Here is a 15,647-nt window from a genome sequence, read left to right on the forward strand (position 1 = left end):
ATGCCAAAGCGAGATGATGTCAAAACGATACTACTGATAGGTTCAGGACCAATAGTCATAGGTCAGGCTTGTGAATTTGATTATTCCGGTACGCAAGCTGCCAAAACACTGAAAGAATTGGGTTATAAAGTTGTCTTAATCAACTCTAATCCTGCGACGATTATGACCGATCCAGAGTTTGCAGATCGAACGTATGTTGAGCCTATTGATGAAGAAGTGATTGCAAAAATTATAGAAAAAGAATCCGTCGACGCAATTCTACCGACGATGGGAGGTCAAACTGCACTCAATGTGGCGATGAAGATGCACGATAAAGGATTGCTTGATAATGTCAAATTTTTAGGCGCTGATCCTGCGGCGATTAAAAAAGGCGAAGATCGTCAAGCCTTTAAAGAAGCCATGATTAAAATCGGTATGGACCTTCCAAAGAGCCGGTATGCTTATAATATCGACGAAGCGGTCGAGGCGTCAATAGAGATTGGATTTCCTCTGATTATCCGTGCCTCTTATACTCTAGCCGGTGGTGGTAGTGGGGTTGCATATAATATTGATGAGTTTAAAGACCTCGCTACACGAGGACTAGAAGCGAGCCCCATCAATGAAATTTTGATTGAAGAGTCTCTATTAGGCTGGAAAGAGTACGAGATGGAAGTCATCCGAGATCACGCGGATAATTGCATCATCGTATGTTCCATCGAAAACTTTGACCCGATGGGCGTGCACACCGGAGACAGTATCACGATTGCTCCGGCACTGACACTCACCGATAAAGAGTATCAAGCCATGCGGAATGCCTCTTTTGCCATTTTACGTGAGATTGGTGTGGATACTGGTGGGAGTAATGTTCAATTTGCCGTCAACCCAAAAGATGGCCGCATGACGGTGATTGAGATGAATCCACGTGTGAGCCGAAGTAGCGCGCTGGCATCAAAAGCGACAGGATATCCTATTGCCAAAGTGGCGACACTATTAGCTGTGGGATTCACACTTGATGAAATTACCAATGATATTACCGGTACTGCGGCGAGTTTTGAGCCCGTGATTGATTATATCGTGACAAAAATTCCACGTTTTACTTTTGAAAAATTCCCTTTTGCTGATTCTACGTTGACGACATCTATGAAAAGTGTCGGTGAAGTGATGGCTATTGGGAGAACCTTTAAAGAATCATTTCAAAAAGCACTCTGTTCACTCGAAACAGGCTTGAGTGGTTTTGATGAGATTAAATATGATGATGAAAAATTGCGCAAAGAGATTCGAAGACCTAACAGCGAACGCATGCTGTGTGTGATGGAAGCACTCGGTCGTGGATTTAGCGTGGAAGAAGTCCATGAACTCAGTCAGATTGACCCGTGGTTTTTGCATCAATTTAAAGACCTCGTAGAATTTGAAAAAAATCTTGACATGTTTGCACTCAACAATGAAGAGATTCTGCGAAGGGCAAAAAGTTATGGATTTTCTGATAAAAAAATTGCTTGGCTTATCAATAAATATGATAATTTAGAATTGACACAAAATGATATCTATTTTGCACGAGAAAAATTGGGAATCAATTTAGAATACAATAAAGTGGACACGTGTGCGGCCGAATTCAAAGCGCTGACACCGTACCTTTACTCAACCACAAATATCACAAAGCTACCGAGTAAAAAAGCAGAAAAAAGCCGCAAGAAAAAGGTTATGATAATCGGAGGTGGCCCTAATCGTATCGGACAGGGTATTGAATTTGATTATTGCTGTGTGCATGCGGCTTATGCGCTCAAAGACATGGATGTCATGACGATTATGTACAACTGTAATCCAGAGACGGTCTCAACCGATTATGATACCAGTGATATTCTCTATTTTGAACCTATCGATTTTGAGCATGTCAGAAGTGTGGTAGAGGCTGAGAATCCAGATGGTATTATCGTGCATTTTGGTGGACAAACCCCTCTAAAAATAGCCAAACGATTGACCGTTATTGGCGCGAAGATTATCGGGACGAGTGCGCGGGTGATTGATATGGCAGAAGATAGAAAAAAATTCTCAAACTTTATCAAAGAAAATCATCTGTTACAACCGCAAAATGATACCGCCATTAGCAAAGAAGAAGCGATTGATAAAGCCAAAAATATCGGCTATCCGGTTTTGGTGCGCCCGAGTTATGTTCTAGGCGGTCGTGCGATGCGTATTGTTTATAATGAAACAGAACTCAGAGAATACATGGATGAAGCGGTGAGTGTGAGCCACAGTTCTCCCGTACTGATTGATCAATTCTTGGACAATGCAATCGAGCTTGATGTTGATGCTGTGTGTGATGGTAAAGATGTCTATATCGGTAGCATTATGCAACATATCGAAGAGGCGGGAATCCACAGTGGTGATAGTGCCTGCTCTTTACCTGCGATTAGTGTCTCTAAAAAACTCTTGAAAAAAATCGAAGACCAAACGAAAACCATCGCGCTCAATTTGGGCGTTGTGGGCTTGATGAATATTCAATTTGCTATCTATCATGATGATGTTTACATGATAGAGGTCAACCCACGTGCCAGCCGTACGGTACCTTTTGTCTCCAAAGCGACCGGGGTCCCATTGGCCAAAGTGGCAACTCGTGTGATGTTCCAAGGAGATTTGAGAGAGGCATTGGCCTATTATGATACTTTTAAAGTGGTTTATGAAGAAAATGGTATCTTAAAACCAAAAATCAAAGGACATGTTGCGGTCAAAGAAGCCGTATTCCCATTCAATAAACTCTCTGGAGCTGATTTGATTTTGGGACCAGAGATGAAATCAACCGGAGAAGTGATGGGAATCAGCAAAAATTTTGCCACATCATTTGCAAAATCACAAATTGCTTCTAATAATATTCTTCCAAAATCTGGGACCGTATTCATCTCACTAACCGATGCAGATAAAGCACTGGCAAAAAAAATAGGTAAAAAATTTAATGATTTAGGTTTTCATATTTTGGCAACAGAAGGCACTCACAAAGTATTACAAGAAGAGGGCATTGTGAGTGAGTTTGTCTATAAAATCAGCGAAGGACGTCCTAATATAGAAGATAAACTCAAAAATGGCAATGTTGCCCTTGTGATTAATACGAGTGATAATAAATCCAGTAAAGATGATGCAAAAAAAATCCGCCAATCCGTATTGCGATTTAATATTCCATACTTTACGACTATTGCAGCAGCGACTGTGGCAGCTGAAAGCTTGGCATCTATCCAAAATGATACGGTTTTGGAGCCAAAAGCTTTGCAAGATTATTTGAAATAATATCATGAACCCGACGCAAGTCTATCTCACACAGACGGATACGACCGTCGGGTTTTTATCCCAAAACAGTACCCAATTAGCACAGATTAAACAACGAGACAAGAAGAAACCCTTTTTGATGAGTGTGGATTCCTTGCGCACGCTCAAAACCTTAACACGCGTGCGAAACATTCACAAAAAGATGATACGAAGAGCCACCAAGACGACTTTTGTATTTTCAAATACCCTCGCCATTCGCGTCGTAAAAGACCCCACGCATCTGAGATTTCTCAAAAAAATTAAATGGGCCTATTCTACCTCTTCAAATGCATCAGGACAAGCCTTTGATTTGCCGTTTGCCCTCCGGCATGCTGATGTTATTTTGTACACTAAATCAGGCTTTGAAGAGAAAGAAGCCTCATGTATTATTAAATGTGGTAGAATATCAAAAAGGAGGCTGAGATGATTTATCGTATTGTCAATAGTTTTTTTATGGGATTGGCTTTTGTTTCTCTGCTGGATTTTTTGTATTTTATTGGGATAAAATTAAATTATTTCAACGTGTATGGCATCAATGAATATTTCAATATTTTATTTATAGACAATCAAAACTTTTATATGCTCATAATCGCGGCATTTGTTGTCGGTTATCTTCTTCTTTACAGCGGCTTTTCTAAAATTTTTATGCGACTTTATTTGCTTTGTATCGTGGTGAGTGCCTTATCACTCTATGAACCGGTGGGAAAATACTTTGCACAAAAAGAGTTCATGTTGGAAAATCAGAGTTTTCAAGTAGGGCACAAAAAATTCCAAGGCGACCTTTTGTACCAAGGGCGTGATTTTACCTATATCTATCGCAAAGACCTTGCCAAAACCGTAAAAATCTCTAATCATGATGTCATCAATACGACACCGTGATACTTAAAGATTAAGCGATAATTTTTTTGATAGCAAGACTTGCCAAGGTCAATCCAAAACTTCCCGTAACGCCTACAAAACTCCCTAAATCAGTGCAATGAGGTGCCTCATCTGAAAAGACGACATCAAAATCATGATGAAATCCACTCTTTTTTAGTTCATAGCGAAATTTCTTAGCCAATCCATCGCTGTACGTTTTCCAAATCGAGGTGATTTGAATACGGGTGGGATCGAGCTTTTTGGCTCCTCCTGTAGAGGAGATGAGTTTATCATGACACCGATGTGCGATGGCAACTTTTGCTGGCATATCATCGATGGCATCAATGACCAAATCAAAAGGAGTAAAATCAAAATCCGCTACCCACGCTTTGGTAATTTTCAAATTGAGTGCTTTGATACCGTCGTATCTGTTTTTCATGACATCTACTTTGATTTGCCCGATGGCTTCGCTTCCAATTTGTCGGTTTTGATTGGTGATGTCAAAAGTATCAAAATCAACAATCGTAATATCTTTGATTCCTGCTCGATACAAGGCATCCAGACAAAATCCTCCCACGCCTCCCACGCCAAGCAAGAGGACTTTGGCTTGATGTAATTTTTCAAAATTCTCTTGAAATAAGATTCTGCTACGGGTATATCTATCCTCCATTGTTAATCCAATGGTTGAGGGTATTGATATCTTCATGTGAGGTCATATCGAGGTGAATCGGGGTGATAGAAACATAGCCATCAGATAGCGCGCTGAGGTCGCAATCTTTGGCTTTGTTCTCTTTGTGGATAAAGTTGTGTGTACCAAGCCAATAGTACTCTTCACCACGAGGGTTGCGATGCAGATGGGCATCATTACCATAGATGCGATACCCCGCACGTGTGATTTTATAGCCTTTGCATGTGTTGCCAGCAGGAATATTGATATTCAAAAATTTACGCGCTCCGAGTGGATAGTCCTCTTCGAGAATTTTTTTGACAATATCATGACTGACTTTTTGGGCCAATTGATAACTCTCTTTTGTCAAACTCATAGGTGAATCTTGATAAGCTTGAGAGATGGCTACTGCGGGTATATCATGCAATACCGCTTCCATTGCCGCACTAGCAGTGCCACTATAGGTGATATCCTCTCCTAAATTTGCTCCCTTATTGATGCCACTGACTACGATATCTGGCATATTGTCATCTTGAAAGAGTGCATGCACGGAGAGATAGATACAATCACTGGGCGTGCCATCATCGAGTTTGAAAAAATCATCGGCAATTTGTATAAAACGAAGGGGTCGTGTGAGGGTGAGAGAGTGTCCACAAGCTGATTTTTCAGTCGTTGGCGCCACTATTGTGATGTGTCCTAGGGGTCTGAGTGCTTCTGCGAGTGCGATTAAGCCTTCTGATTCAAATCCATCATCATTAGTAATCAAAATTTTTTTCATTTTTCTCTTTCATTTTTTTGTACAATTATACTGTAAAATTATTTGATTAAAATAACAAAAAATAATCGAATGAAAAAATAAGTTTGCTGCGTAGATTATAGGGTATGGTGTGGTAATGTAAAATCGGTTTTTAATTTTTCTTCGACATACGCTTTGAGAATACGTGCATGCGTGTATTGGGTGTCTTTGGCTCCATACACAAAGGTTACCACTTCTTTGTGCTGCAAATGATAGATGAAAGCGCTCACAGCCGTGGGGTTTTGATCCAATTCTTTTTGGTAACGCGCTTTAAATTCTAGCCATTTATTTTTATCATGAGCAAACCATTTCCGAAGTGGGGTACTCGGGGTGATTTCTTTGTCCCAAAGATCTATCGCTGCGTCCTCTTTAGAGACACCTCGAGGCCAGAGTCGATCTACAAGTACACGAAAGCCATCTTCTGGCTTTGGGGATTCATACGCACGTTTGAGCAATATAATCATATAAAATCCTCTGGGTCTATTTTTTTAGAACCACTTTATTGTCGATAACATCTTGAATCTCGACCCTATCACCTTCTTGATAATCGCTCAAATCATCGAGTGTTTTCCAGTAGGTTCCATCAAATTTGATTAATCCATCTTCCACAAATCCTACTCCTTTAGTATGGGCACGCTCTTCTGGCTTAGTGCTTGATTTTGAGAGTTTGCTCATGAGGGTTTTCCTGAGACTAAAGGCTAAGATGAGCGCCAAAATAAAGGCGAGGGCAATCTGTATGGCGCCATTATCAAAGAGATAAAAAAATGAAAGAAGCGCAACAATAGCAAAACCCAACCCGATAAAAACCAGCACAAAAGAGAAGGTCAACACTTCAATACCGATGAGTAAAATCCCAAAGGCCAAAAGATAGGCTGCGGATATGGTATCTATCATGTTAGGCCTTTTTTGAGCCTAAAAACTCTTTGAGTACCGAGAGCGAACCGATGAGTTCGGTAACTTCAAAGGGTACGACAATTTTATCTTTGGATGGATTTTTGGCTAATTCTGTAAATGCGACAATACGATCTTTTGCCAAAAGAAACTCAGCCGCTTTGATGTTATTACTCATGGCGGTGTTGATCATGACCATGGCGTTTTGTTGCCCTTGGGCTGTTTTTTCCTGTTCATATTTTTTGGCATCGGCCATCCGCTCAATCGCATCCGCTTCTAGAAATGTTTTTTGTTTTTCACCTTCTGCCTCACGAATTACCGCCTCTTTATTGGCTTGGGCTTTGAGCTCAATCGCTCTTTTTTCACGCTCTGCTTTCATTTGCATATTCATAGCCTCTTCGATCTCAATGGGCACGGAAATATCTCTGAGTTCCACTCGCATGGTTTTGACGCCCCATTTTGATGACGCATCATCAATGGCTTGTAAGATTTTACGATTGAGTGTATCGCGAGAAGAGAGGGTTTCATCAAGCGCGAGTTGTCCGATTTCAGCCCGTAACGTTGTGGTGGAGAGATTGGAGAGTGCAAATTTAAAATCAACAACACCATACGTTGCTTTTTTGGCATCTTCGACTTGAATAAACACGATTCCATCAACACTAATATTGACATTATCTTTAGTGATGACATTTTGTTGTGGAATATTGATAATTTGCTCTTGTTTGGTGAGTTTAGAACTAATGTTGTCCAAAAGCGGGATAATGATATGCAAACCCCCTTCAAGCGTACGGTTGTATTTTCCAAGTCTTTCGATGACATAAGCATGTGTTTGTGGCACGATTACCACACCTTTGATAATGATAATAGCAATTGCTACGATGATAGCAAGACTGATGATGGTTGCGGGTTCATATTGCATAGTGATTCCTTTTTTGATAACCTATTGTATCACAGTTTTTTATATAATGGAAACAATTTATGATACCTTGCATAGAAAATCATTGTTCTTTTACAAAGAGCAATCCTACCCCCATCGTCATAAAGACCAAACCGGTGAGTTTGAAAAATATTTTTAATTTATTTTTATTGACAAACAGTGCTTTGGCCGCTGTTGAGAGATAACCATAAAAGCACAATGCGCCAAATGACATCAGCATAAAGGTTCCTGTCATGACAAAAAATTGTAAGGTAACATTGCCATTTTGATTTAAAAACAGTGGAAACAGTGCGGTAAAAAACAAGATAGGTTTGGGATTGGTAGCTGCGACCAAAAATCCTTTTTGAAAAACTTTCCAGTTATTATAATGATGATGTACCCGTCCATCTTCTAGTATAAAATTTTGATGTTTGGCTCTGAATTGTTTGATACCCAGATAGATAAGATAACACGAGCCTACTATTTTGAGGATGGTAAAAAAGACAACGGATGTTTTTAAAATCACTCCGACGCCAAACATTGCAATAACAGATAAACCAAAAAGAGCGATAATATTGGCAAAACTTGACAAAATGATGGCTTTCAAATCATAAGCGAGTCCATTACTGATAGCCAATAAAACAGCCGGTCCAGGACTCATGACCGTGAAAAATGAGATGCCAATAAAGGCGAGATAAAGATGCGTATCCATAGATTCCTTCTTATTTATAATCAGCGAGATTTTAACGCTTCTTTTCTAAATATTAGATAACAAAGAACCGTTTGGCAAATTTTCTAAACTCCAAAAAGAGCTTACTTTGATATTTCTTTTTATGATAAATCAGATAAAAACTACGCTCAATAGAAATATTTTTGAGTTTGACTTCAAAAAGCTCGCCTCTTTTTAACTCTTTTTCGATGGCATATTGCGAAAGACAGGTGATGGTTTGAGGATTTTTCAAAAGAATAGTCTTGGCCTCGGCAAATTCTGAGAATTCCATCAAAATTTTAATCTCTTTTGAAATATCTCCAATAGCCTCCAAAAATATCTCTCTTGTCCCTGAGCCTTTTTCTCTTAAAATCCATTGGCGATCAAACAATTCATCGATATAGCAAGTGGCTCCTTTGAGTCTCTTATCACTGGTGACAACCAGCATGCGATCGCGCCCTATAATTTCTTTTTCAATCTCTTCATCATCACAATTAGACTCGATAAAACCCATATCAATAGTGGCGTCTTTGACAAGATTCACGATGTGTTGTGAATTGTGGATATCTTTTTTGACAACCGCATTGGGATGTTGCTCTAAAAAATCATAAACCGTTTGAGGCGTGATAAAAGCGCCGATGGTACGACTTGAGGCGATGTTTAGGATACCAGAGACTTTACTCTCTTTGAAAAAATTCTCCGCATCACTCAGGGCGATATAGTGTGAATAGGTCTTTTCTTTAAAAAGGCGGCCAATTTCATTAAGAATCAGTTTTTTACCAATTCTATCAAATAAAGGCTCTCCAATTTGACGTTCTAATGATTTGATGGAGAGTGATATCGCAGATTGTGTGATACCGATGCGCTGTGCAAGGCGTGAGATATGAGTATCTTCACACAGTTCATAAAAGATGTGTAACTCTTTGAGTGTCATGATAGCCCCTTATGAGAAATATTTATTATTATATCAAATTTAATTTATTTTACTTATAAAGAATATATGACTATAATTCTGAAAATTTAAAAAAGGATCAACATGTTTGAAAAAGAAAACAGAGGTAATACCATCAGTGGTATTTTATTTGTCTCTTTGTTTGCGATGAGTGCAACGTACTTATCTGATTTTGCTGTTTTTAAGCATCTAGGAATCAGTCCGTTGATTATCGGTATTGTCTTGGGTATGGTGTATGCGAACACCTTAAGAAATAAATTGCCAGAAGAGTGGGTTCCGGGTATCATATTTTCAACAAAAACGCTCCTAAGAGCGGGAATCATCCTATATGGTTTTAGATTGACGTTTCAAAATATAGAAGCGGTAGGTTTAGCAGGTATTGTGACCAGTGTTTGTGTTGTGGGCTCAACTTTTATTATCGGCTATATTGTCGGTACGAAAGTCTTGAAACTTGACAGAGACACGACGATTCTCACAACAGCAGGGAGTTCTATCTGTGGTGCCGCTGCTGTTTTAGCAACCGAACCAGTGGTCAATGGTGAACCGTATAAAAGTGCGATTGCTGTTTCTACTGTGATTATTTTTGGAACTACCGCGATGTTTTTGTATCCATTTTTATACAAAGCGGGATTAATTCCACTAAGCCCTCAAGATATGGGGATTTATATCGGTGGTACTATTCATGAAGTCGCTCACGTAGTGGCTGCGGGTAATGCGGTGGGTCCAGAGACAGCCAAGACTGCGGTTATTGTGAAGATGATTCGTGTGATGTTATTGGCACCGTTTTTGTTGATTTTGGGATTTTGGTTAGCAAAAAGCGTCCACAGTGTCGGGACGAAACAAAAAACAAAAATCACTATACCTTGGTTTGCAGTATTTTTTATCTTGGTAGCGGGATTTAACTCTTTTAACTTCGTTCCAATGCAATTGGTTAGCGATATTAATGCAATCGATACGTTTTTACTCACTATGGCAATGACTGCCCTAGGGATGGAAACCAGTAAAGATAAATTTAAAAATGTCGGGATGAAACCAATCTACTTAGCTGCTATACTATTCTTGTGGCTGATCTTTGGCGGATTTTACATCGTGAAATTTGCTACAGCCTTATAAACTATCAGGATGCAGATTTAAGATTTATACTTGAATTTGCATCCCCTCCTTCTTCCTTCGTAAACTCCTCTAGCACATTTTATGTAAAATAAGTTTTTTTTATTTTAATTTTCTCATGATAAAGGTACAAAACCTTAAAAATGTATAAATATGTACAATTAATGTCATTTTATTTAAAAGTATTACAATTTTATGGAAAGTTTAAGTATTCTTGTAATAGTATTTTTAAAATACGGGTGAATTTATTCATCTTATTATAAAGGAAACTAATATGAAAAAGATCTTTAAAGTCGTTTTGGGATTGTTGGTCTTAGGATTTACCTATGGTGCGAATGCCGCTGATACTATCAAAATCGGTGCCTTAGTGGCAGCAACGGGTCCGGCCTCTTTTCTTGGAGATCCTGAGCTTAAAACCTTGGAATTGTATGTTGATAAAATCAATAAAGAAGGCGGTGTTTTGGGCAAAAAATTGGAATTAGTTGCCTATGATACGGGGGCGAGTCCTAAAAAAGCGACGACGTTTGTGAAGCGACTCATTAGCCAGGACAAAGTCGTTGCGATTCTTGGCGGATCTGCTTCTGGTGAGACGATGGCGATTATTCCATTTATTCAAAGAGCCAAAGTTCCTTTGGTGTCGATGGCCGGTTCGATTAAAATCGTACAACCAGTAAAGTCGTATGTTTTTAAAACCCCAGCCACAGATAGGATGGCATGTCAAAAGATATTTGAATATCTAAAATCAAAAGATAAAACTCACATTGCGTTGATATCAGGCAATGGTGGTTTTGGTAAATCAATGCGCAAGCAATGTAAAGATGTGGCACCCAATTATGGTATCAAAATATTAGCAGATGAGACGTATGGTCCAAAAGATACTGATATGACAGCGCAATTAACCAAAATCAAAAATACAGCCAATGTGCAAGCGGTTGTGAATCCAGGTTTTGGACAAGGACCGGCGATTGTGACGAAAAACTTCAAACAATTGGGAATGACACAAATGTTGGTACAATCACACGGTGTGGCCTCTAAGAAATTTATCGAACTCTCCGGCGATGCCAGTGAGGGCGTCATCGTAGCATCTCCTCCGGTAGTGGTCGCATCTCTTTTGGCAGACTCTAATCCCATCAAAAAAGTCTCTTTAGACTATATCAAAGCGTATGAAGACAAATACCATGCCCCGACATCTACCTTTGGTGGTTATGCGTATGATGCCCTTTATTTAGTCGTTGATGCGATGAAAAGTGCCAAATCAAGTAATCCAAAAGCGATACGCGATGCTTTGGAAAATACGAAAGATTATGTGGGATTAAATGGTATTTATAACATGAGTAAAAAAGATCATTTAGGACTGGATTTAAATTCTGGTATTCAAATGTTAGTGATCAAAAATAATGATTGGGCATTAGCAAAATAATTTATTACATATTTTATTTGTAATATAGATTTTAATGTAGTAGATGTAAGCGTTCATCGCTTACATCTACGCTACTTCTACTCATACTTGGTTTTAAAGTGCATCTGACATCGAATCGCATCGCGCTCTTCATTTGTTTGTGATAATGGATCACATTTTTCAAGATTATCGATACAATCGTAAGCCAAATCAGTATACGCTTTGGTTCCTTTTGTTTTCCAATCAATCTCTTCACGTCTCAGTTCACGTCTGACCTTGATAGGATTACCAAAGGCTAGATGATTATCAGGAATAATAGTTTTAGAAGGAATCAATGATGATGCTCCTATGATGGCGTTTTCGCCCACAACCGCTTCATCCATGACGACACTTCCCATGCCGACCATCGCATTGTATTTCACCACGCATCCATGCAAGATGACCGTGTGTCCAATGTGACCGTTTTCTTCGACGACGACATCAAGATGAGGAAATGAGTGAATGACACAACAATCTTGGATATTTGCATTTTTTTGGATGATAATACGACCAAAATCACCGCGGATTGAGCAAAGAGGGCCGATATAAACCCCCTCATCTATAAAGACATCACCGATAATCACCGCACTCTCATGAACAAAAGCTTTCGGGCTGATAACCGGTACCATCCCATCAATTTTATAAATTTGCATCATGCATCCCTTTTAATGGTGACAACAGAATATCTCCCTGAGACAAAATTTTCGTTAGTAAGTGCACAATTGGCCGCTTTATTATCTCCGGTGGCATGAAAATCGGTAAAGGCCATAGAGTGATTGATAATCACACCGCCAATTAAATTGACAGAGAGATTGACCTTTTCATCAATAGCAATGGCTTCTACCTTTTCTATAAAGTCTTCATCTGAACTGTACACTCCTGCGGTAATGGCGCCATGATGTTTGATGGTATCTTGCCAAACGTTTAGGGAATCTTCTCGTGAATCGGTTTCGATGAGTAAAATCACTGGCCCAAAATGCTCAGATTGATAGCGCTCTTTATCTTTGGCAGAGACTTTCACCACAGCCGGTGTCTTGATGGTCGCATTGTCAAACAGCGGATGTTTGATGTCACGCGATGGAAGTAACATGGTGCCGAGAGTATCGGCCTCTTTCACCCTTTGGCAGATGCCATCATTTTGGATTGCTCCCAAGATCTCAACCGCACGCTCATCCACGGAGAGAAGTTTTTCGATACTGCCGGTGATGATAGCAGCGACGTCATCAAAGGAGATTTTCTCTCCATTAGAGATAATCCCATCTTTTGGAATAAAGATATTTTGTGGAGCCGTACACATTTGTGATGAATACAAGCTAAGGGCCAAGGAGAGGTTTCTTCCCATGGCTTTGAGGTCATTAAAGTGATCGACGATGACACAATTGACACCGGCTTTTTCGGTATAAACATTGGCTTGAGGCGCATTTTTTTCCAGCCAATCACCAAATCCAGTGCTTCCGGTGAAGTCGATTAATTTCACATGCTCATCTTTGACGAGTTTTTGAGTTTCAGCGCGATCTTCACTAATAATCATGGAGATAACATTGGGATTGATTCCATTTTCTGCCAATACGTCACGTGCAATCTTAACACTGAGGGCAATTGGCAAAATGACATTACTATGGGGTTTATAGATGACAGAATTGCACGCTAGTAATGAGGAAAAGAGTGCCGAATAAGAATTCCATGTTGGAAATGTGGAGCATGTGATGATGACAGAAATCCCTTTGGGTACGACCACAAATTTACGGTTTGTAACAATGGGTGGATTTTTGCCCATTGGTTTTTCAAAACGAGATGTTGTAGGAATGTTTTTTAATTGTCGATAGGTATAAGCCAAAGCTTCAAGTCCACGATCTTGTGCATGAGGACCTCCGGCTTGAAAAGACATCACATAAGGTTGTCCGGTTGTATGCATCACGGCATTGGCCATTTCAAAACTGTGTTGGTTCAAACGATCAAGTATCTCAAGACAGATACCCGCGCGCGTATCAAGGGGAATCTTTTTCCACTCTTGCATGGCACAAAGCGCGTCCTTGATTAAAGTATCTGCATCGATGGCAGGATATTTGATATTGAGGTCAAACCCATAAGGTGACACTTCAGAGCCAAGATAAGTGTTACTTTTTAACCCATCTATTTCAAAATGTTTTCCACATTGTGATTGAAAAGATTCTGTTGCTTTTTCTTTTGCTCCCTCTCCATAAACTTTTGAACTTGGCATTTCAAAGTAGGGTGACCAAAAACCTCTATTGCTGATTTCCTCGAGTGCTCGCTTCAGTGTTTTGTTATGCTTCTCAAAAAGACTCATTTTAATCCTTTAGTGTATTATGTTTATAGAAATATTATTATATATTTTATTAATAATATATTAAATTCCTAAAAAATCGCATTTTTTTTAAGCTTTTATAAATATTACATTTGTTAAACTTTTTGCAGAAAACTTGAAATACATTTTTTTCATAAAGGGTAAAAATGAGTTTTGAAGATATAAAAATCGAGCTTCATGAAGATGACATTCTTCTCATTACTTTGAATCGTAATGAAGTATATAATGCACTCAGAACTCAAACACTACAAGAGATAAGTGCCGCATTATTACATTATAAAGAGACGATTAAATGTGTAGTTTTGACCGGGGGAGAAAAAGTATTTGCTGCTGGTGCTGATATTGATGAATTGGCGACAAAAGGGACTTTAGAATCGCTTCATGATACACGCACCTCTTATTGGGAGTCAATCAAAAATTACAAACACCCAATAATCGCCGCAGTCAATGGCTTTTGCTTGGGTGGTGGCTGTGAATTGGCGATGCATTGTGACATTATTATTGCAGGTGAAAAGGCAAAATTTGGGCAACCAGAAATCAATCTTGGCATCATGCCAGGAGCGGGGGGTACCCAACGCAGTGTGAGAGCGATGGGTAAATCCAATGCGATGTTACTGTTACTATGTGGAACATTTATCGATGCAAAAAGGGCACAAGAGATGCATCTTGTTTCCGAAGTGGTTGCCACCGATGAGACTATCAATCGGGCATTGGAGCTTGCCAGTGTCATTGCATCAAAATCTCCACTCGCCATTAGTGCGATAAAAAGTGCAGTTTTAGAATCATTTGAAGGGGGGCTTAATGCCTCGTTAAAGTATGAAAAAATGCTCTTTTCCGGACTTCTCTCTAGTGAAGATAAAACAGAGGGAATAAACGCATTTAAAGAAAAACGAAAACCAAATTTTAAGGGAAAATAATGTCATATACTACTATCAAATTGGAGTTGTCTCAAAGTATCGCACAATTGACACTCAATCGACCCGAAGTTTTTAATTCACTGAATGAAACCATGCACGAAGAGCTCAAAGATGCACTGATGCGAATCAAAAGTGATACAACAATTCGCGTGTTGGTCATCACAGGAGAAGGACGCGCCTTTTGTGCTGGACAAGATCTCAATGATCGTTCTGTCAATAATCAAGATGAGAAGATTGACCTTGGTGCTTCTATTGAAAAGAAATACAATCCCCTTATCACATCAATTTATAATTTAGAAATTCCAGTAATCGCCAAGATTAATGGAGTGGCAGCCGGAGCAGGAGTGGGGATTGCACTCGCATGTGATTTTGTCATCGCCTCAGAGCGCGCCTCTTTTATCCAAGCGTTTTGTAAAATCGGTTTGGTACCTGATAGCGGTATTAGCTATTTCTTGCCGCGACTTATCGGGATGGCACGAGCTAAAGCCTTGTGTATGCTAGGGGATAAATTAGAGGCAAGCGTGGCATTAGAATATGGATTGATTACGAAAGTGTGTCCAAAAGAAACACTCGATGAATCCGTGTCACAATTGGCAACACAACTCTCAAAAGCACCGACTTATGGACTCTCTTTAATCAAAAAAGAGCTCAATGCTTCGATGGAAAACTCCCTTGATGCACAGTTGGAATTAGAAAAAAATCTCCAACGACGTGCTGGATATTCTAACGATTACAAAGAAGGGGTGAATGCATTTTTACAAAAGCGTGCCCCTGAATTTAAAGGAAACTAA

The 15,647-nt window shown here is 39.4% G+C and carries 16 protein-coding genes; 7 read left to right on the top strand and 9 right to left on the bottom strand.

Features of this window, described 5'->3' with window-relative positions; translation table 11 throughout:
• Genes carB through SFB89_RS01555 form a run of 3 tightly spaced genes read left to right on the top strand, consistent with a single transcriptional unit; the run spans position 1 to position 4,155 of the window.
• A complete protein-coding gene (carB, locus tag SFB89_RS01545; RefSeq protein WP_331775194.1) occupies positions 1-3,258 on the top strand; it encodes a carbamoyl-phosphate synthase large subunit in 3,258 nt (1,085 codons plus the stop codon).
• Between the two features lie 4 nt (positions 3,259-3,262).
• Positions 3,263-3,703 (top strand): Sua5/YciO/YrdC/YwlC family protein, encoded by a 441-nt coding sequence (locus tag SFB89_RS01550; protein ID WP_331775195.1) that lies wholly within the window; start codon positions 3,263-3,265, stop codon positions 3,701-3,703.
• Complete coding sequence (locus tag SFB89_RS01555; RefSeq protein ID WP_331775196.1) at positions 3,700-4,155, top strand: isoleucyl-tRNA synthetase; 456 nt, start codon at positions 3,700-3,702, stop codon at positions 4,153-4,155. The genes SFB89_RS01550 and SFB89_RS01555 overlap by 4 nt, the downstream gene beginning before the upstream one ends.
• 10 nt (positions 4,156-4,165) lie before the next feature.
• Here the strand turns inward: SFB89_RS01555 and SFB89_RS01560 are convergent, their stop codons facing one another.
• From SFB89_RS01560 to SFB89_RS01590, 7 genes are all read right to left on the bottom strand, one after another.
• A complete protein-coding gene (locus SFB89_RS01560; RefSeq protein WP_331775197.1) occupies positions 4,166-4,804 on the bottom strand; it encodes a tRNA threonylcarbamoyladenosine dehydratase in 639 nt (212 codons plus the stop codon).
• A complete protein-coding gene (gene surE, locus SFB89_RS01565) occupies positions 4,794-5,579 on the bottom strand; it encodes a 5'/3'-nucleotidase SurE (protein WP_331775198.1) in 786 nt (261 codons plus the stop codon). The genes SFB89_RS01560 and surE overlap by 11 nt, the downstream gene beginning before the upstream one ends.
• A 95-nt stretch (positions 5,580-5,674) precedes the next feature.
• A complete protein-coding gene (locus SFB89_RS01570; protein ID WP_331775199.1) occupies positions 5,675-6,061 on the bottom strand; it encodes a DUF488 domain-containing protein in 387 nt (128 codons plus the stop codon).
• Positions 6,062-6,077: 16 nt separating this feature from the next.
• Positions 6,078-6,491, bottom strand: coding sequence for an NfeD family protein (locus tag SFB89_RS01575; RefSeq protein WP_331775200.1), 414 nt, complete (start codon positions 6,489-6,491; stop codon positions 6,078-6,080).
• A gap of 1 nt (position 6,492) precedes the next feature.
• Positions 6,493-7,407 carry an SPFH domain-containing protein gene (locus SFB89_RS01580; RefSeq protein WP_331775201.1) on the bottom strand — a complete coding sequence of 305 codons (915 nt, stop codon included), beginning with the start codon at positions 7,405-7,407 and terminating at the stop codon, positions 6,493-6,495.
• 79 nt (positions 7,408-7,486) lie between these two features.
• Positions 7,487-8,116: a LysE family translocator gene (locus tag SFB89_RS01585; protein ID WP_331775202.1), complete on the bottom strand. Its 630-nt coding sequence runs from the start codon at positions 8,114-8,116 to the stop codon at positions 7,487-7,489.
• 52 nt (positions 8,117-8,168) lie between these two features.
• Positions 8,169-9,047: a LysR family transcriptional regulator gene (locus SFB89_RS01590; protein WP_331775203.1), complete on the bottom strand. Its 879-nt coding sequence runs from the start codon at positions 9,045-9,047 to the stop codon at positions 8,169-8,171.
• A 102-nt stretch (positions 9,048-9,149) separates the two neighbouring features.
• Here SFB89_RS01590 and SFB89_RS01595 point away from each other — a divergent pair, with 102 nt between their 5' ends.
• Both SFB89_RS01595 and SFB89_RS01600 read left to right on the top strand, forming a co-directional pair.
• The gene (locus SFB89_RS01595) at positions 9,150-10,178 is read left to right on the top strand and encodes a YeiH family protein (RefSeq protein ID WP_331775204.1); all 1,029 of its coding nucleotides are present in this window, start codon (positions 9,150-9,152) and stop codon (positions 10,176-10,178) included.
• 271 nt (positions 10,179-10,449) lie between these two features.
• Entirely contained in the window at positions 10,450-11,595 is a 1,146-nt protein-coding gene (locus tag SFB89_RS01600; protein ID WP_331775205.1) for an ABC transporter substrate-binding protein, read from the top strand.
• A 77-nt stretch (positions 11,596-11,672) separates the two neighbouring features.
• On the opposite strand, the gene SFB89_RS01605 is transcribed toward SFB89_RS01600, so the two are convergent.
• A complete protein-coding gene (locus SFB89_RS01605; RefSeq protein WP_331775206.1) occupies positions 11,673-12,266 on the bottom strand; it encodes a hypothetical protein in 594 nt (197 codons plus the stop codon).
• Positions 12,266-13,921, bottom strand: coding sequence for a phenylacetic acid degradation protein PaaN (paaN, locus tag SFB89_RS01610; protein WP_331775207.1), 1,656 nt, complete (start codon positions 13,919-13,921; stop codon positions 12,266-12,268). The genes SFB89_RS01605 and paaN overlap by 1 nt, the downstream gene beginning before the upstream one ends.
• Before the next feature lie 164 nt (positions 13,922-14,085).
• Between paaN and SFB89_RS01615 the strand changes: the two genes are divergently transcribed.
• Positions 14,086-14,856, top strand: coding sequence for an enoyl-CoA hydratase-related protein (locus SFB89_RS01615; RefSeq protein WP_331775208.1), 771 nt, complete (start codon positions 14,086-14,088; stop codon positions 14,854-14,856).
• Complete coding sequence (gene paaG / locus SFB89_RS01620) at positions 14,856-15,647, top strand: 2-(1,2-epoxy-1,2-dihydrophenyl)acetyl-CoA isomerase PaaG (protein WP_331775209.1); 792 nt, start codon at positions 14,856-14,858, stop codon at positions 15,645-15,647. Before SFB89_RS01615 ends, paaG begins: the two co-directional genes overlap by 1 nt.

The sequence above is a fragment of the Sulfurospirillum sp. 1612 genome (genome assembly GCF_036556685.1).
In the GTDB taxonomy this organism is placed as follows: Bacteria; Campylobacterota; Campylobacteria; order Campylobacterales; family Sulfurospirillaceae; genus JAADIZ01.